Annotated in this window: 20 protein-coding genes and 1 tRNA gene; 19 read left to right on the forward strand and 2 right to left on the reverse strand. The window is 65.6% G+C overall.

Features of this window, described 5'->3' with window-relative positions:
• Window positions 1-34 precede the first annotated feature (34 nt).
• The 14 genes from KM031_RS10975 to KM031_RS11040 all read left to right on the forward strand — a co-directional run bounded on the left by KM031_RS10975 (window position 35) and on the right by KM031_RS11040 (window position 11,044).
• Complete coding sequence (locus KM031_RS10975) at window positions 35-535, forward strand: MarR family winged helix-turn-helix transcriptional regulator (RefSeq protein WP_246567002.1); 501 nt, start codon at window positions 35-37, stop codon at window positions 533-535.
• A 57-nt stretch (window positions 536-592) separates the two neighbouring features.
• Window positions 593-1,063 (forward strand): Lrp/AsnC family transcriptional regulator, encoded by a 471-nt coding sequence (locus KM031_RS10980; protein ID WP_215504857.1) that lies wholly within the window; start codon window positions 593-595, stop codon window positions 1,061-1,063.
• Window positions 1,064-1,189: 126 nt separating this feature from the next.
• On the forward strand, window positions 1,190-1,969 hold the full coding sequence (locus KM031_RS10985) for an ABC transporter ATP-binding protein (protein WP_215504856.1): 780 nt from the start codon (window positions 1,190-1,192) through the stop codon (window positions 1,967-1,969).
• Between the two features lie 25 nt (window positions 1,970-1,994).
• Entirely contained in the window at window positions 1,995-2,762 is a 768-nt protein-coding gene (locus KM031_RS10990; protein WP_215504855.1) for a transporter substrate-binding domain-containing protein, read from the forward strand.
• A gap of 30 nt (window positions 2,763-2,792) precedes the next feature.
• Window positions 2,793-3,515 carry an ABC transporter permease gene (locus KM031_RS10995; RefSeq protein ID WP_215504854.1) on the forward strand — a complete coding sequence of 241 codons (723 nt, stop codon included), beginning with the start codon at window positions 2,793-2,795 and terminating at the stop codon, window positions 3,513-3,515.
• 7 nt (window positions 3,516-3,522) lie between these two features.
• Window positions 3,523-4,212: an ABC transporter permease gene (locus KM031_RS11000; protein WP_215504853.1), complete on the forward strand. Its 690-nt coding sequence runs from the start codon at window positions 3,523-3,525 to the stop codon at window positions 4,210-4,212.
• A 31-nt stretch (window positions 4,213-4,243) separates the two neighbouring features.
• Complete coding sequence (locus tag KM031_RS11005; protein WP_246567000.1) at window positions 4,244-5,482, forward strand: trans-sulfuration enzyme family protein; 1,239 nt, start codon at window positions 4,244-4,246, stop codon at window positions 5,480-5,482.
• Between the two features lie 12 nt (window positions 5,483-5,494).
• On the forward strand, window positions 5,495-5,938 hold the full coding sequence (locus KM031_RS11010; protein WP_215504852.1) for an Lrp/AsnC family transcriptional regulator: 444 nt from the start codon (window positions 5,495-5,497) through the stop codon (window positions 5,936-5,938).
• Between the two features lie 182 nt (window positions 5,939-6,120).
• Window positions 6,121-7,185 (forward strand): homoserine dehydrogenase, encoded by a 1,065-nt coding sequence (locus KM031_RS11015; protein ID WP_215504851.1) that lies wholly within the window; start codon window positions 6,121-6,123, stop codon window positions 7,183-7,185.
• Entirely contained in the window at window positions 7,182-8,594 is a 1,413-nt protein-coding gene (locus KM031_RS11020) for an aldehyde dehydrogenase family protein (RefSeq protein WP_215504850.1), read from the forward strand. Before KM031_RS11015 ends, KM031_RS11020 begins: the two co-directional genes overlap by 4 nt.
• Window positions 8,595-8,684: 90 nt before the next feature.
• A tRNA-Thr gene (locus KM031_RS11025) sits at window positions 8,685-8,759 on the forward strand.
• 149 nt (window positions 8,760-8,908) lie between these two features.
• A complete protein-coding gene (gene serB, locus KM031_RS11030; RefSeq protein WP_215504849.1) occupies window positions 8,909-9,784 on the forward strand; it encodes a phosphoserine phosphatase SerB in 876 nt (291 codons plus the stop codon).
• Entirely contained in the window at window positions 9,781-10,257 is a 477-nt protein-coding gene (locus tag KM031_RS11035; RefSeq protein ID WP_215504848.1) for a GNAT family N-acetyltransferase, read from the forward strand. Before serB ends, KM031_RS11035 begins: the two co-directional genes overlap by 4 nt.
• A 28-nt stretch (window positions 10,258-10,285) precedes the next feature.
• On the forward strand, window positions 10,286-11,044 hold the full coding sequence (locus KM031_RS11040) for a TSUP family transporter (RefSeq protein ID WP_215504847.1): 759 nt from the start codon (window positions 10,286-10,288) through the stop codon (window positions 11,042-11,044).
• Window positions 11,045-11,062: 18 nt separating this feature from the next.
• On the opposite strand, the gene KM031_RS11045 is transcribed toward KM031_RS11040, so the two are convergent.
• Window positions 11,063-11,704: a ChrR family anti-sigma-E factor gene (locus KM031_RS11045; protein WP_215504846.1), complete on the reverse strand. Its 642-nt coding sequence runs from the start codon at window positions 11,702-11,704 to the stop codon at window positions 11,063-11,065.
• A gap of 14 nt (window positions 11,705-11,718) precedes the next feature.
• On the reverse strand, window positions 11,719-12,360 hold the full coding sequence (locus KM031_RS11050) for a sigma-70 family RNA polymerase sigma factor (protein WP_246566999.1): 642 nt from the start codon (window positions 12,358-12,360) through the stop codon (window positions 11,719-11,721).
• Between the two features lie 114 nt (window positions 12,361-12,474).
• Here KM031_RS11050 and KM031_RS11055 point away from each other — a divergent pair, with 114 nt between their 5' ends.
• The 5 genes from KM031_RS11055 (at window position 12,475) to KM031_RS11075 (ending at window position 17,050) form a co-directional block, all read left to right on the forward strand.
• The gene (locus KM031_RS11055; RefSeq protein ID WP_215504845.1) at window positions 12,475-13,770 is read left to right on the forward strand and encodes an NAD(P)/FAD-dependent oxidoreductase; all 1,296 of its coding nucleotides are present in this window, start codon (window positions 12,475-12,477) and stop codon (window positions 13,768-13,770) included.
• Window positions 13,767-14,516 carry a DUF1365 domain-containing protein gene (locus KM031_RS11060; protein WP_215504844.1) on the forward strand — a complete coding sequence of 250 codons (750 nt, stop codon included), beginning with the start codon at window positions 13,767-13,769 and terminating at the stop codon, window positions 14,514-14,516. The genes KM031_RS11055 and KM031_RS11060 overlap by 4 nt, the downstream gene beginning before the upstream one ends.
• Before the next feature lie 62 nt (window positions 14,517-14,578).
• Window positions 14,579-15,766: an MFS transporter gene (locus KM031_RS11065; protein WP_215505012.1), complete on the forward strand. Its 1,188-nt coding sequence runs from the start codon at window positions 14,579-14,581 to the stop codon at window positions 15,764-15,766.
• Window positions 15,759-16,319 (forward strand): DUF3833 family protein, encoded by a 561-nt coding sequence (locus KM031_RS11070; protein WP_215504843.1) that lies wholly within the window; start codon window positions 15,759-15,761, stop codon window positions 16,317-16,319. The genes KM031_RS11065 and KM031_RS11070 overlap by 8 nt, the downstream gene beginning before the upstream one ends.
• Window positions 16,316-17,050, forward strand: coding sequence for an SDR family NAD(P)-dependent oxidoreductase (locus KM031_RS11075; RefSeq protein ID WP_215504842.1), 735 nt, complete (start codon window positions 16,316-16,318; stop codon window positions 17,048-17,050). The genes KM031_RS11070 and KM031_RS11075 overlap by 4 nt, the downstream gene beginning before the upstream one ends.
• Window positions 17,051-17,083 lie beyond the last annotated feature (33 nt).

Genomic DNA, 17,083 nt, shown 5'->3' on the forward strand with positions numbered 1-17,083 from the left:
ATCGGGTGACGGTTGACCGGCAGGAATTGTATGTATGCAAACACTCTGCGGCGGTTTCGCCCCCTCTGTCAATTATCTTGCACAAGCCTTGGGGCGCAGCTATCGGGAAAGGATGGAACAGCCCGCAGAAACCTATGTTCTGGACGATCAGGTCGGTTATGTGCTGCGCCGGGTGACGCAGCGGCATCTTTCGATCTTTTCGGAACATATTCCAGACGTTACCGCAATTCAGTTCGCCGTCATGGCGCGGCTTGCCGCAATGGGGCCGCTCAGCCAGAACCAGTTGGGCCGGGCGGCGTCGATGGATGCGGCGACGGTGAAGGGCGTGGTGGAACGGCTGGAGGCGCTGGGCCATGTGCAGCGCAGCGCCGATCCCGCCGACAAACGCCGCCTGACCGTGGCGCTCACCGTGGCGGGCACGGCGCTGGTGACTCGGCTGTTTCCGGTGGGGCTGCGGGTCAGTGCGGCGACGCTGGCGCCGCTGGACCCGGATGAGCAGACCGAGCTGATGCGGCTTCTGGCCAAACTGGTCTGAGCCCCGGCGCGAACATCCCGCTTTCGCCCCGTCGGGCAAGAACAAGGAACGATCCGGGTGGACAGTTTTGATCGCAAGATTCTGGCGCTGGTGCAGCGCGATTGCCAGCTGAAGGCGGAAGCCATCGCCGAAGAGGTCGGCCTGTCCACCTCGGCGGTGCAGCGGCGATTGCGGCAATTACGCACCGACAAGGTGATCACCGCAGAAATCGCCGTGGTCGACCGGCAGTCGGTGGGGCAGAGCATGACCTTCATCACAGGGCTGGAGATCGAGCGCGAAAACTATGATGCGCTGGCCCGCCTGCGCCAATGGGCGGCGCGGCAGGACAATATCCAGCAGCTCTATTACGTCACCGGCTCGGTTGATCTGATTGCGGTGATCACGGCGCGTGATGTGGCCGAATATGATGACATCGCGGCGCAGATCATGCGCGAGAACTCGCAGATCAAGCGCATGAGCACCAATGTCGTGCTGAAAGAGGTGAAGGTCGGCCTCTATGTTCCGGTGGCCGAGGATGGCGCGGCCTGACGCGCAAAATCCGCATGACAGGGGGCATTTTTGCCGTCTGGCTTTGCGCAACCCGGTCACTTCGCGGTCTTGCGGCGCGGTCAGCCGTTATGATGGCGTCGAACCATAGCCGGGGAGACAGCCTGCATGACCGAACAGGCCACGACAGCACTACAGATCGAGGATGTTCACAAGAGCTATGGCTCGCATGAGGTGCTGAAAGGCATTTCCCTGACCGCAAGGAAGGGCGATGTCATTTCGATCATCGGCTCGTCCGGGTCGGGAAAAAGCACCTTTCTGCGCTGCATCAACTTTCTGGAGATGCCCGACCGCGGGCGTTTCGTCATCAATGGCGAAACCGTGGCGTTGAAGGCCGGGCGCGACGGGCGCAGCCATCCGGCTGACATGCGCCAGATCGAACGGATCCGCAGCGGTCTGGGCATGGTGTTCCAGAACTTCAACCTCTGGCCGCATATGACCGTGCTGGAAAACGTGATCGAAGCGCCGGTGCATGTGATGAAGCGCACGCGCGCCGAAGCGGTGGAGCAGGCCGAGGCGCTGCTGGCCAAGGTGGGGCTTTATGACAAGCGCCACGTTTATCCGGCGTTCATGTCAGGCGGTCAGCAGCAGCGCGCCTCCATCGCGCGGGCGCTGTGCGTCGATCCTTCGGTGATGCTGTTCGACGAGCCGACCTCGGCGCTGGACCCCGAACTGGTGGGCGAGGTGCTGAAAGTGATCCGCGATCTGGCCGACGAAGGCCGGACGATGCTTCTGGTCACACATGAGATGCGCTTTGCGCGCGATGTGTCCAGCCATGTGATGTTCCTTCACCAGGGCCGGGTGGAGGAGGAAGGCGCGCCGGAGCAGATCTTCAGCGCGCCGCAAACTGCACGGGTGCGCGAGTTCACCGGCACTCTGGCCGCATAACAAAACAGCAACAGGACGTCCGACCATGATCAGAATTTCTCTCGCCCTTGCGGGCGCTCTTTTTGCCTGCGCGGGGGCTGCCCAGTCCGAAATCCGCTTTGGTGTGATGAACGAAGCCTATCCGCCGTTTTTCACCAAGGATGCCAGCGGCACCTGGGTCGGCTGGGAAATCGAGCTGATGGACGCGGTCTGCGCCGAGCTGAAGGAAGAGTGCAGCATCGTCGATATGTCTTGGGACGGGCTGATCCCCGGGCTGGCCTCGAAGAAATTCGATGTGATCTGGTCGTCCATGTCGATCACGCCGGAGCGGCGCGAAACCATCGACTTCACAGACCGCTATTACAACACGCCCAGCAAGCTGATCGGTTACGCTGACGGCGTGCTGGGGGCGGGGCCGCAAGACGTGGCGGGCAAGACCATCGGCATTCAGGTCTCGACCATCCAGTCCACCTATTATGCCAAGTATTTCAAGGATGTTGCCTCGGAAAAGACCTATAGCACGCTGGACGAGGCGTTTCAGGATCTGGCGGCAGGCCGCATTGACTATGTGTTCGGCGATTCCATCCCGCTGATGGAGTTCCTCAAGACCGATTTCGGCAAAGGTTGCTGCGAGGACAAAGGCAATGTCGTGCATGACGCCGAAATTCTCGGCGAGGGCATCGGTGGCGGCCTGCGCAAGGAAGATGCAGCCCTGCGGGATCGGCTGAACACGGCCATTGCCGCCCTGCGCGCAAATGGCACCTATGCCGAGATTTCGGGCAAGTACTTCACCTTTGATCCCTATGGCAAATGATCCGGTGCCGGTCATCGGAAAGGAGGCTGCATGTCGGATCTGATCGACAAACTCGCGCTTCTGGCAATCACGCCCCCCGGCTGGGGGGGCGTCTTGCTCGATGGGGCGCTGGCGACCCTTGCCATTTCGGGCGGGGCCTATGCGGTGGGGCTGGTGATCGGTCTGGCCGGGGCGCTTGGCAAACTGTCGGGCATCCGGCCGCTGGTTGCGGGGCTGAACCTCTATACCACCGCCGTGCGGGCCATTCCTGAACTCATCCTGATCGTCGGCCTCTATTACGCGGGCACCGATGGCCTGAACCGGGGTCTGGCGCTGATCGGCCTGCCGCCGGTCGAGATCAATGGTTTCATGGCCGCCGTGCTGGTGCTGGGCATCGTGCAGGGCGCCTATATGACCGAGGTTCTGCGCGGTGCGATCGTGGCGATCCCGTTGGGGCAGGTCGAGGCGGCCAAGGCCGTGGGCATGGCGCCGTTGCTGCGCTTTCGCCGGGTGGTGTTTCCCGCGCTGATGCCGAATGCGCTGCCGGGGCTGGCCAATCTGTGGATGTCCGTCACCAAGGACAGCGCGCTGATTGCCGTGGTCGGCTATCAGGAACTGGCGCTGGCCACCCGTATCGCGGCGGGAAATACCAAACAGTATTTCCTGTTCTTTCTGGCGGCGGCGCTGCTGTATCTCGTCATCACGCTCGGCTCCAATGTCGTGTTCCGCTTTGCGGATCGGCATTTCCGCCGTGGCTTGCCGCTAAGCGCATGAGGCTGGCATGAATTTTTCCTGGTTGTCCGACTATCTGCCGCTGCTGGTCTGGGGGGCGGGGCAAACCATCGCCCTGCTGGTGATTTCTGTCGCGCTGGGCTTTCCGCTCGCCATTGGCGTGGCCCTGATGCGCCTCAGCCGGTTCCGGGGTCTGCGCGGTCTTGCCAATGGCTATTGCACCTTCCTGCGCGGCACGCCGCTTCTGGTGCAGCTTTGGCTGTTTTACTACGGCATCGGGTCGCTGTTGCCGATGGTGCCGGGGCTGCGCGGCAGCTTTCTGTGGCCGGTGCTGAGCGAAGGGTTCTTTTTCGCCGCCGTCGCCTTCACACTGAACTATGCCGCCTACGAGGCGGAGGTGCTGCGCGGGGCGCCACTGGCGGTGCCCAAGGGCGAGATCGAGGCGGCGCGCGCCTTTGGCATGCCGCCGGGCAAGGTGCTGCGCCGGGTCTGGTTGCCCCGCGCCATCCGCACCGCGCTGCCCACGATTGCAGGCGGTGTGGTGTTGCAGCTGAAAGCAACGCCGCTGGCCTTCAGCGTGACGGTAATGGATCTTTATGCCGTTGCCTACAAGATCCGGCAGGATACGCTTCTGGTCTATGAACCGCTGATCGTGGTCACGGTGTTTTTCGTGCTGGTCGCGGTGTTGATTGCCCAAGTGTTCCGCCGGATCGAAGCCCAGATCCCGATCCGGCGCTGACAGTCGTTTGACGTATATAAGAAGGTGAACCATGACAAAGACCATGGGCGTATCGACCCTGACGGCGCAGCCTGCCTTGCGTCCCGAAACCCTCGCACTGGATGCGGGCCTGATCATTGATCCGGCCACCGGGGCCATCCAGCCCAATATCGCCATGTCGGTCAACAATGTGCTGGTGCCGGGCGAAGGGGCCTTTTCGGCGGATGGGGTAGAGGATCTGACGGCGCTGCCCTATCTTTATGCCCGCTGGACCAACCCGACCGTGCGCGCGCTGGAAACCCGGATGGCGGCGCTGGAACAGACCGAAGACGCGCTGGCCACCGCAACCGGGGTGGCGGCGCTTGCGGCGATCTTTCTGACTTTCCTCAAGGCGGGCGATCATCTGGTAGTCAGCGATGTCTGCTATGCCGGCGCGAATGAACTGTCGCGCCGCATCCTGCCCGATTTCGGGATCGAGGTGACGGCGGTCAATCTGTCCTGCCCGGAGGCATTGCGGGCGGCGCTGCGGCCCAATACCCGGCTGGTGCATTGCGAAACCCCCTGCAATCCGCTGCTGCGCCTGACCGATCTGCGCCAGATTGCCGGGATTGCCCATGCGCATGGGGCGCTGATGTCTGTGGACAGCACGCTGGCCACGCCCGTCTCGACGCGGCCACATGCGTTTGGGGCGGATCTGGTGATGCACTCGCTGACCAAGTTCATCAATGGCCATGGCGATGCGCTGGGCGGGATCGTGACGGGGCGCAAGGCGCTGGTGGCGCAGATGCGGGCGCGGGCCGGGGTCTATCTCGGGGCGTCGATCTCGGCGATGAATGCCTGGCTGATCCTGCGCGGCATCGACACGCTGTTCCCGCGCCTGCGCCAGATCAACGCAACGGCGCAGACCCTTGCCGCGTTTCTGGAAACGCACCCCGCCGTGTCGCGGGTGATCTATCCCGGTCTGCCGTCGCACCCGCAATATGCGCTTGCACAGGCGCAGATGGATCATCCGGGCGGCATGATCGCGTTTCAGACGGCGGATGTGCAGGGCATGGCTCGGCAATTGGCCGCGCGTCTGAAGGTGGCGCATTACGCCTTTTCGCTGGGTCATCAGCGCAGCATCGTTGTGCTGCTGGACACGGCCGAGATGATGGCAAGCACCTATGGCCTGCAAGATGCGCCGCTGGAGGATTACCGGCGTTACGCCGGGGACGGCATCTTCCGGCTGTCGGTCGGGTTGGAGGCTGCCGAGGATCTGATGGCCGATCTTGATCAGGCCCTGCGCGGCTGATAAAGGGGGCGCATGAAACAGCTACCCGACGCGCTGGATCTGCGCTTGCTGGACGAGCTGAGCCGGAATGCGCGCATCCCCCATGCCGAACTGGCCGAGCGGGTCAGCCTGTCGCGCAATGCGGTCCGTCAGCGGATCGACCGGCTGGAGCGGGATGGCTTCATTGCGGGCTACACCATCCGGCAGGGCGATGGCCTGCCGGTATCGGCCCCGATCGTGGCACTGATGTTTGTCTATCGTCAGGACAGGATGCGCGGCGGCGAGGTTCTGGCCGCGCTGAAACGCCTGCCCGAAGTGGTGAATTGCGATGTGATGAGCGGCGAGTTCGACATCGTGCTGCGGGTGGAGGCGACGGCGGCAGACCGCATCCGCGCCATCTGGCAGGAAATATCGGCCATGCCGGGGGTGCGCGATACGCTAACATCCTTTGCCCTGACCAGCCTGCGCAAACGCTGATCCCGGCACATACCACCCCGAAGGCCCTGCATCCCGGATGCGGGGCCTTTTGCTGTGCACCGGGGCCATGCAGCGGTGCTGTCTCCTGTGCAGATCGGCCTGAACTTTGGTCAGTTTGCGCGCTGTCGCGGTGCGATCTGCCCGCGCAAACTTGTCTGAACCGGATCAGGGAGACCGCAGACATGACCATCTACACCGTTTCACTCATCGGCTTTGGCGGCGTGAACCGCGCCTTGGCAGAACTGATCGCCGAGCGCAACGAAACATGGCAGCGCGAGCTGGGGTTCGGGCTGAACATCGTCGGCGTCAGCGACCTGCATCTCGGCTCGGTCATTTCGCCCAATGGCATCGACGCCCGGATGCTGACCGCAACCCGCTTTGAAAAGGGCGGCTTTGCCAATCTGTCGGGCGGCAGCGCCGAGCCGCGCAGCCTGCATGTGGTGCGCAGCGCCCCGGCGGATATCGTGGTTGAGGCGACCTATACCGATCCGGCCACCGGCGAGCCTGCCATCTCGCATTGCCGCGCCGCCTTCGAGGCGGGGCGCAGCGTGGTCACGACCAACAAGGGCCCGGTCGCGCTGGCAGCGGCAGAGCTGAAGGCGATGGCGGCGGCCTGCGGGGTGGGCTTTGAATATGAAGGCGCCGTGATGAGCGGCACCCCGGTCATCCGTCTGGCGCAGAGCGCGCTGGCCGGGGCCGAGATCACCGGCTTTGCCGGGATCCTGAACGGCACGTCGAATTTCGTGCTGGGCCGGATGCAGACCGGGCTTGGCTTTGCCGAGGCGGTGGCCGAAGCGCAGGCGGCGGGCTATGCCGAAGCCGATCCGACAGCCGATGTCGAAGGGTTCGACGTGCGGCTGAAGGTGGTGATCCTGGCGAATGAGGTGCTGGGGGCCACCCTCACCCCGGATCAGGTGGATTGTGCGGGCATTTCCGCCCTGACCCCGGCGGCTCTGGCCGAGGCCGAGGCGGCAGGCACGCGCTGGAAGCTGATCGGGTCGGCGGCGCGCGATGCTTCGGGCCGGATCACGGCGGCGGTGCGCGCGGAACGGCTGCCGCTGGCGCATCCGCTGGCCTCGGTCAGCGGGGCGGTCAATGCCATCACCTTCCAGACCGGGCTTCTGGGGGATGTGACCGTCACCGGCCCCGGTGCCGGGCGGATCGAGACGGCCTTTGCGCTGCTGTCCGACATCGTGGCGCTGCACCGCAAGGCCACGCCCCTCGCACTGCGCGAGGCCGCAGAATGACCATGCAGGGCCATACCGGACTGACCGCCACCACCATCGCCGTCACCAGCCCGTTTGACGGCCGGCTGGTCGGCACCGTCGATCAGACCCCCGCCACCGCCATCGACAGCCTGTTGCAGCGCGCCGAGGCGGGTCGTCGGGCGGCGCAGCAGCTTCCCCGCCACCGTCGCGCCGCAATCCTCGAAGGTGCGGCCACGCTTGTGGCGCAGGATCAGGAGGCCTTTGCCCGGCTGATCAGCGCCGAGGCGGGCAAGACGATCCGGCAGGCCCGCAAGGAGGTGCTGCGCTGCATCAACACGCTCCGCCTGTCGTCCGAAGAGGCCAAGCGGGGCGGCGGCGAGATCATCCCCTTTGACGCCTTCGCAGGGTCGGAGCGGCGACAGGGCTGGTTCACCCGCGAACCGCTGGGTATCATCGTCGCCATCACCCCGTTCAATGATCCGCTGAACCTTGTGGCGCACAAGCTTGGCCCGGCCATCGCCGGGGGCAATGCGGTGCTGCTGAAACCGTCGGAGCTTGCGCCTTTGTCGGCATTGCGGCTGGTCGAGGCCCTGCGGGCGGCAGGGCTGCCCGAGGATGTGGTGGTGCCGGTGGTCGGCGGTGCCGATCTGGGTCATGCGCTTGTCGCGGCCCGTGCAGCGCGCATGGTGTCCTTCACCGGCGGGTTCCGCACCGGCGAGGCGATTGCCGCAGCGGCGGGGCTGAAGCGGCTGGCGATGGATCTGGGCGGCAATGCCCCGGTGATCGTCATGGCCGATGCCGATCTGGCGGTGGCGGTGGAAAGCTGCGTGTCGGGGGCCTTCTGGGCGGCGGGGCAGAACTGCATCGGTACCCAACGCATCCTGATCGAACGCGCGGTCTATGACACCTTCCGCGACGCCTTTGTTGCGGCTACGGCGGCGCTGGTTGCGGGCGATCCGGCCCAGGAGACGACCGATGTCGGCCCGATGATCACCGAACAGGCCGCCTTGCGGGCCGAAGCCACGGTGGCCGAGGCGGTGGCACAGGGCGCGCGGGTTCTGGCGGGCCATGTGCGCTGGGGCTCGGTCTATCACCCGACGGTGCTGGAGGCGGTGCCACATGCGGCGCGGCTCTGGTCCGAAGAAATCTTTGCGCCGGTGGTCACGCTGGAGCCGTTCGATGGTTTCGATGCGGCGATGGACATGGCCAATGCCATCGAGTTCAGCCTGCATGCCGGCATCTTCACCCGCAACCTGGACCTTGCACTGGAGGCCGCGTCGCGGATCGAGGCGGGCGGGGTGATGATCAACGATTCCTCGGACTACCGCTTTGATGCGATGCCGTTCGGCGGCTTCAAATACGGCAGTCTCGGGCGGGAGGGCGTGCGCTTTGCCTATGAAGAGATGACCCAGCCGAAAGTCACCTGCATCAACCGCGGGCAGGCTTGAGGCCCCGGCGCAAAACCCGGTCCGGCCCGCAGAACCTGCGGCGCCGGACTTGCCCAAGCCGACGGGGCCTGATAAACACAGCCCCGCGTGGCCCCTATAGCACAGCGGTAGTGCAGCAGTTTTGTAAACTGAAGGTCGGGAGTTCAAATCTCTCTGGGGGCACCATCCATCCCGCAAGCCACGTTGGATCCTGCCGCGACCCGTCTTGCCAATGCGCGCGACGGGGTGGCGATGGCGAAAAAATTGCCGTATGCGGCGATCGACAGACTGTTGCAAAGCCCTGATCCTCGATCCCCAATCGGAACCTCTGCCCTATGTTTATCGCCACGCTGCTGACCGCCCCCGCGCGCCCCGTGCTGGACCGTGCCACCGTCGAATCGCTGCGCAATGCCTGGGGCGGCGGCGATGCCGTCTGGCTTGATCCCGGCATCGCCGCCGAGATTGCCTTGCCCGCGCTGCCGCCGAACCGTTGGGACGTATGGCAGGGCTTGCAGGCGCAGGGCATTGATCTGGTGGTGCAGCAAGCTGCCGGGCGCAAGAAGCGCCTGCTGATCGCGGATATGGACAGCACCATGATCCAGCAGGAATGTATTGACGAGCTGGCCGATGAGGCGGGCGTCGGGGCCTATGTGGCCGATATCACCAAACGCGCCATGAACGGCGAGCTGGATTTCGAGGAGGCCCTGCGCGAGCGGGTCGGGCTGCTGAAAGGCCTGTCCGAGGCGGTGATCGACCGCGTGTATCAGGACCGCATCACCTTCATGCCCGGGGGCAAGGCGCTGCTGGCAACGATGAAGGCGCAGGGCGGTTATGCGGCGCTGGTGTCGGGCGGGTTCACCGCCTTCACCAGCCGCGTGGCTGCCGCCTTGGGCTTTGATGAGCACCGGGCCAATACCCTTCATGCCACGGATGGCACGCTGACCGGCACGGTGGGCGTGCCGATCCTGGGCAAACAGGCCAAGCTGGATGCGCTGGAAGAGATTTCGGCCCGTCTGGGCATCACCCCGGATCAGGCGATGGCGGTGGGCGACGGGGCCAATGATCTGGCGATGCTCAACCGTGCCGGGGCGGGGGTGGCGCTGCACGCCAAACCTTCGGTCGCGGCGCAATGCGAGATCCGCATCAACCATGGCGATCTGACGGCGCTGCTTTATCTGCAAGGTTATGCCCGGTCGGAGTTCGTCGCGTGATCGTCCGCCCGGCTGTGCCCGGTGACGCCGCCGCCATGGCCGATCTGCTGAATCGGATCATCGCCATTGGCGGCACCACGGCGCATGAGCGGCCGTTTTCGGCGCAGGACATTGACCACCACTATATCTCGGGCGCAGCGGTCATTTGCTGTCATGTGGCCGAAGATCAGGGTCTGATCGGTTTTCAGTCGGTCGAGGGCCACGCCGCCCTGCCGGAAGGCTGGGGCGATATCGGCACTTTCGTCGATCCGCAATGCCAGCGCAGCGGGGCCGGGGCTGCACTGTTTGCGGCCACACAGACCGCCTGCCGGGCCGCCGGTCTTGTGGCGATCAACGCTACGATCCGTGCCGACAATGCGCCGGGCCTTGGCTATTACGCCCGGCGCGGCTTTGTCGATCATGCGACGGACCCGGCGTTCGCACTGTCGGATGGCCGGGTAGTGGGGCGGATCTCGCGGCATTTCCGGCTCTGAAAGCCTGTCCGCAGCAAGAGGCAGTGTGATGTTTGAAGTCTCCTATGAACTGGCGGCGATGCTGATTGCCGCGGCCTTTGCGGCGGGGTTTGTCGATTCCATTGCCGGGGGCGGCGGGCTGATCACCCTGCCTGCCTTGCTGCTGGCCGGGGCCTCGCCGGTTCAGGCGCTGTCGACCAACAAGGTGCAGGGAACCTTCGGGGCGGCGACGGCGGCGGTCAGCTATGCGCTGGCCGGGCATGTGGAGCCGCGCCGCCAGATCGGGGCGGCTGCGGTTGCCTTCGCGGCGGGATGTCTGGGCGCGCTTGCCGTCAGCATCGTTCCGACCGAGGGCCTGCGCTATGCGCTGCCGGTGATCCTGATCGGCATTGCGCTGTTTTTCGCGCTCAAACCCGGGCTGAGCGATCAGGACCGGGTGGCGCGCCTGACGCCGACCTTGTTCACCGCCTTTGTGGTGCCGCTGATTGCCGCCTATGACGGGCTGATCGGGCCGGGGGCCGGGGCTTTCTACATGATCGGGTTTGTCATGCTGGCGGGCTATGGTGTGCTGAAAGCCACGGCCCATACCAAGCTGCTGAACCTTGCCTCCAACCTTGGCGGGTTGCTGATCTTTGCCGCGCAGGGCGCGCCGTGGTGGGCCATCGGCCTTGCCATGGGGGTGGCACAGATTGCGGGCGCACGGATCGGCTCGCGGCTGGCCATGCGCATCGGGGCCAGGGTGATCAAGCCGCTTCTGGTGCTGACCTCGACCGCGCTGGCGCTGCGCCTGATCTGGCAGATGATCTGACCATCCGCCTGCGCCCCGTCAGATGCGGAAGAGCGGTTGCAGCAGCCGGGGGATCATGCCGGTAAACCGCAGCGGCGCATCGGTTGCGGCAAGGCAGATGCAATCCTGACCCGGCTCTGCCACCGGGGTATGTTCCAGCTCTTCATTCGCGATTTCCAGATCTCCGGGGCCGAAGCGGTCGGTTGCATCGCTGAAAGCGCCTTGCAGCACCAGCGTCAGTTCGGTGCCGCGATGGCCGTGATCGGGCACGGCCTGCCCGGCGGGAATGAACAGCAGCCGCGCCGTTGCGCTGCGCCCGGTCGGCAGGATGGCCTGCCGCACCCCCATGCCCAGCGGACGCCACTTCACCGCTGCCAGATCGCCGCCGACGTAATCCTGCAACGGTTGCGGAAACAGGCCGCGCGGCGGGCGGGCCGCAGGCGCGGACGCGGGCGGCTGCCCCGCAATGCGCGCCATGCAGGCCTCCAGACTGTCGCCGGCAAGTTGGGCCTGACAGGTGTCCAGCATCGCGCCGCCCAGCGCATCATAGGCCCCCAGCCGCGCGCGGCAGTCATCACAGAGCGACAGATGCGTGGCCAGCACGAGGTTGAACGCCTCGGGCAACTGGCCTGCGGAATAGGCCATCAACAGGGCATCGGATACATGGTGGCGGATGGTCATGGTCGTCTCTTGCCTCAGCTCATCTGCAGGCGCAGTCGGTCCAGCGCCAGACGGATGCGGGATTTGATCGTGCCCAGCGGCAGACCGGTTTGCGTGGCGATTTCGGTATGGGTCAGATCCCCGAAATAGGCCTTTTCGATCAGGTCGCGCTGCGGTGGCGGCAGGCGAGCCAGCGCGGCACCCAGCCTTGCGGTGTCTTCGGCCATTTCCAGCACGGCCTGCTGATCCGGCTCCGGCTCTGGCCCCCAGGGCAGATCTTCCGGCTCCGGCCGTTTGGCGCGGCGCAGCGCGTCGATCCGGCGGTTGCGCGCGATGGTAAACACCCAGGTGGCCACCGAGGCGCGCGCCGGATCGAACAGATGCGCCTTCTGCCACAGCGTCGCCATCACATCCTGCGCACATTCCTCGGCCAGCGCATCAGATGCGCCGGATTTCATCAGGAACCCCTTGATACGTGGTGCAAAATGCCGGAACAGCGCCGCAAAGGCAGCGCGATCCTGACGATCCCGCACCGCCAGAAGCAATGCCGTCCAGTCGTCGCCCGTTTCCGTCACTCGTTCCACGCCTTTTCGCCGTTTGATGCCGATGCGCAGAGCATAGGGGCCACGCAAGACGTGTGCATCCTGAATTTCCGGGCGGGCGGCAACGAGTATCATGGTCTGTATACGGCGGCGCGCGCGGCCGGATCATCTGCTGCAACTTTTTATTGCAGTGATCCGTAAAGGGTTTTGCCGCGTAATCGTTTTGCACACCACAAGGACAGACACCGGATGCCGTTTGAAATGCCCCCCGCCCCCCGCCGCCGCATCGCCGTGATCGGAGGCGGCATTTCAGGAATGGCGGCGGCGCATCTGCTGGCGGATCAGGCAGAGGTGACGCTGTTCGAGGCGGCCCCGCGGCTTGGCGGCCATGCGCGCACCGTGATGGCGGGCAGGAATGGTGATCAGCCGGTGGATACCGGCTTTATCGTGTTCAACAAGGTGAATTACCCGCATCTGACCCGGCTGTTCGACCGGCTGGAGGTGCCCTATACCGAAAGCAGGATGAGTTTTGGCGCGTCATTCGGCAGCGGTGCGCTGGAATACGGGCTGGCCGATCTGGGCACGCTGTTTGCGCAGAAGTGGCGGCTGGCCGATCCGCGCTTTCTGCGCATGATCCGCGACATCGTGCATTTCAATGCCCATGCCGAAACCGCGCTGACCCATCCTGGCCTGACCATCGCCGAATTCCTGCGCGAGCTTGGCACCGGCGCGTGGTTCCGCGACCATTATCTGCTGCCGTTTTCGGGTGCGATCTGGTCGACCCCCTGTGCTGGTGTGATGGATTTTCCGGCCCATGCGCTGATCAGTTTTTTCCGCAACCATGCGCTGATGAGCGCGGAGGGCCAGCACCAGTGGTATACCGTCAAGGGCGGCTCAGTGCAGTATGTGCAGCGGTTGCAGGCGCTGCTGCTGGATCAGGGGGTCCACCTGCGGCTTGGCTGTCCGATTGCCGCGGTGCGCCGCGCGCCGGGGGTGGAGTTGCGGCCCGAAGCTGGCGAATGGGAGGCGTTCGACGACGTGGTGTTTGCCACCCATTCGGACGACAGCCTGCGCCTGCTGGCCGATCCGACGCCCGCCGAACGTGCGGCACTGGCGGCGGTGTCCTATCAGCCGAACGAGGCGGTGCTGCATTGCGATGCGGCGCTGATGCCCAAGCGGCGCCGGGTCTGGTCAAGCTGGGTCTATGTCGAACCGAAAGGGCCGAAACCCGACCGCATCGCGCTCAGCTACTGGATGAACTCGTTGCAGCCGATCCCGCAGGAGGATCCGATGTTTGTGACGCTGAACGCCACGCAGCCGATCCGCGAGGACCGGATCTATGACAGTGTGACCTTCCGCCACCCGGTCTATGATCTGGCCGCCCTGAAGGCGCAGGATCAGGTGCGGGCGATGAATGGCACCCGCGGCACATGGTTTTGCGGCGCATGGATGCGCAACGGCTTTCACGAGGATGGCTTTGCCAGCGCCGTGGATGTGGCGACGGCGATGGCGGCACGCGATCCGCTGTCGATGGCCGCGGAATGAGCCGGGTCGATCATATCGCGGGGCAGACCTTCCACGGCCGCAAGGGCGCCGTGGCGAACAGCTTTCGATATGGTGTGGATTATCTGCTGCTCGATCCCGAACGGGCGCAGGGGCCGGGGCTGTTTGCCCGCAACCGGCGCAAACTCGTCTCGGTCTGGGATCAGGATCATGGCGGCGCGCCGGGGCAGGGGCGCGGTGTCATCTGGCTGCGCGAGGTTCTGGCGGCGCAGGGCCTGCCCGCGCCGCTGCGGGTCGAGCTGCTGGCCCAGCCGCGCATCCTTGGCCATGTGTTCAACCCGGTCAGCTTCTGGCTGGCCTATAGTGCCGAGGGGTTGCAGGCGGTCGTGGCCGAGGTGACCAATACCTATGGCGACCGCCATTCCTATCTGTGCCACCGCGCCGATCACGGCCTGATTACCCGCGAGGATGAGATCGTGGCGCGCAAGATCTTTCACGTCTCGCCGTTCCAGCCGGTCGAGGGCGACTATCGTTTTCGCTTTGACATCGGTGCGCAGCGCATCGGCATCTGGATCGACCACAGCCATGCGGGCGGCGGCATCTATACCAATCTGATCGGTCGGCGGGTGCCGCTGACCAATCTTGGCATCCTGCGCGCCTGCCTGCGCCGCCCCTTCGGGTCGCGGCGGGTGCTGGCGCTGATCCACTGGCAGGCGCTGAAACTGGCGCTGAAGGGGGCCGGGTTCCGCAATCGCCCCGCCCCGCCCGCTGACGAGATCAGCCGGTGACCGCCCTGCCGCTCCATCGCGCCGATCCGGTGGGCTTGGGCCGTTGGTCGCTGTTTGCCGCGATGATCGCGGCGGCGGGTCTGCCGATCTATATCCATGCGCCCAAGGCCTATGTGGATGACTATGGGCTGAGCCTTGGCGCCTTGGGACTGACGCTGGCCGGGCTGCGGCTGCTCGATGTGGTGCAGGATCCGGCACTTGGCTGGCTGGCCGAGCGGACACGGGCGCGGCGCGGCGCGATGGTGGCGGGGGCGGGCGCGCTGATGGCCCTTGCGATGCTGGCGCTGTTTGCAGTGCCGCCGCCGGTTGCGCCGCTTTTGTGGTTCGCGCTGAGCCTGACCGCGCTATTCAGCGCCTTCTCCTTCCTCAGCATCGCCTTTTATGCCGAAGGCGTAGCCAAGGCCGCAGATCTGGGGCCGGGCGGGCATTTGCGACTGGCGGGATGGCGCGAGGCCGGGGCGCTGGCCGGGATCTGCACCGCCGCCGTGGCCCCGGTGGCTCTGGCGCAGATCAGTGACCGGCCCTTTGCCGTGTTTGCCGCAGGGTTTGCGCTGTTGGCCGGGCTTTCGGTCTGGGCGATGCGGCGGCAATGGCGCGGGGCGGTGTCGGGTGCCACCGCGTTCGGGCCGCTGCTGCGGGTGGCGGCGGTGCGGCGGCTGTTGCTGCTGGCGCTGGTGAATGCGGCCCCGGCGGCGGTCAGTTCCACCCTGTTCCTGTTCTTTGTGGAGAGCCGCCTTGACGCGCCGGGGGCCGAAGGGCCGCTGCTCTTGCTGTTTTTCCTGTGCGCCGCGCTGTCGGCCCCGGTCTGGAGCCATCTTGCCCGGCGCATCGGCGCGAAATCGGCGCTGCTGTCGGGCATGGTGCTGGCCATCCTGTCGTTTGGTGGGGCGCTGGCTCTGGGGGCAGGCGATGTGCTGCTGTTTGCGCTGATATGCGCCGCCTCGGGCGCTGCGATCGGGGCCGATCTGGTGCTGTTGCCCGCACTTTTCGCGCGGGAGCTGGCGCGGCTGGGGCAGGGCGAGGCGGCAGGCTTCGGCCTGTGGTCCTTTGTCTCGAAACTGTCGCTGGCGCTGGCCGCCGCCACGCTGCTGCCCATGCTGGAGGCGCAGGGCTTTGCGCCCGGTGCGGCCAATGATCCCGGCACATTGGCGCTGCTGGGGTTTTTATATGCCGGGGTGCCCTGCGGGCTGAAGCTGCTGTCGATTGCCCTGCTGTTGCGTCTGGATCTGCCGGAGATGCGTGATGACTGAAACCCTGTTCCTGATCCTTGGTATCCTGCTGGCGCTGGCGGGCCTGTTGCTGCATCAGCGCTTTTTCGGATTCGCCGCACAGCGCCCGCAGGATTATGCCCATGGCCCCCGCTTTGATCTGCGCCGCCACATGCAGGGGCCGATGGTCTGCGAAGGCGTGATCTATGGCCCGCTGGGCCGTGTGACCTCGCGCTTTGTGGCCGAGATCGACGGGCGCTGGGATGGCAACAGCGGTATCCTGTCTGAGCGGTTCCACTATGACAGCGGCACAGTCCAGCTGCGCGAATGGCGCTTGCGCCTTGGCAATGATGGCCGCATCCGCGCCGAGGCGGCAGATCTGGCCGGTGCGGGCGAAGGCTGGGCCGAAGGCTCTGCGGTGGTGCTGCGTTACCGCATCCGGCTGACACCCGAGGCGGGGGGCCATGCGCTCGACGTGACCGACTGGATGTATCTGATGGAGAATGGCACCATCCTCAACCGCAGCCAGTTCCGCAAATTCGGCATCAAGGTGGCCGAACTGGTGGCAACCATGCGCCCCAAGGTGACAGCATGATCTGGCAGGGCAAACGCTATTGGCTGGTCGGCGCGTCCGAAGGTCTGGGTCTGGCACTGGCCGAGGCGCTGAGCGCGCGGGGGGCGCATTTGGTGCTGTCGGCGCGGAATCCTGAACGGCTGGCCATGGTGGCGGCGGCGCTGCCCGGCCCGGCAGAGGTGCTGCCGCTGGATGTGGCCGATGGGGCTGCCGTGCGGGCGGCAGGGGCGCGCTTGGGTGCTCTGGATGGTGTGATCTGGCTGGCCGGGGTCTATTGGCCGATGCGGGCGCAGGACTGGGACGCCGATCAGGTCGAGGCGATGTGCGATGTGAACTTCACCGGCTGCGCGCGGGTGATCGGCGCGGTTCTGCCGGGTATGCTGGCGCGCGGCCAGGGGCATATCGTGATCACCGGATCGCTGTCGGGCTTTCGCGGTCTGCCGGGGGCGATAGGCTATGGCGCATCCAAGGCGGGCTGCATGTCCCTGGCGGAATCGCTGCATGCCGATCTGCGCGGCAGCGGCGTCCGGGTGCAGCTGGCCAATCCCGGCTTCATCCGCACCCGGCTGACCGCACAGAACGCATTTGCCATGCCGCAGATCATGGAACCGGCCGAGGCCGCCGCGCATCTGCTGCGCCTGATGGAGGGCACCCGGTTTGCGCAAAGCTTTCCGCGCCCGTTCAGCTGGCTGTTCCGCCTTGCGAATTTCCTGCCGGACCGCTTGTATTACCGCCTGTTCGCCCCGAAATGAGCGGAGGGCAGCGGAACGGGGCCATGGGATGCT

Source organism: Gemmobacter fulvus, from assembly GCF_018798885.1.
In the GTDB taxonomy this organism is placed as follows: domain Bacteria; phylum Pseudomonadota; class Alphaproteobacteria; order Rhodobacterales; family Rhodobacteraceae; genus Gemmobacter; species Gemmobacter fulvus.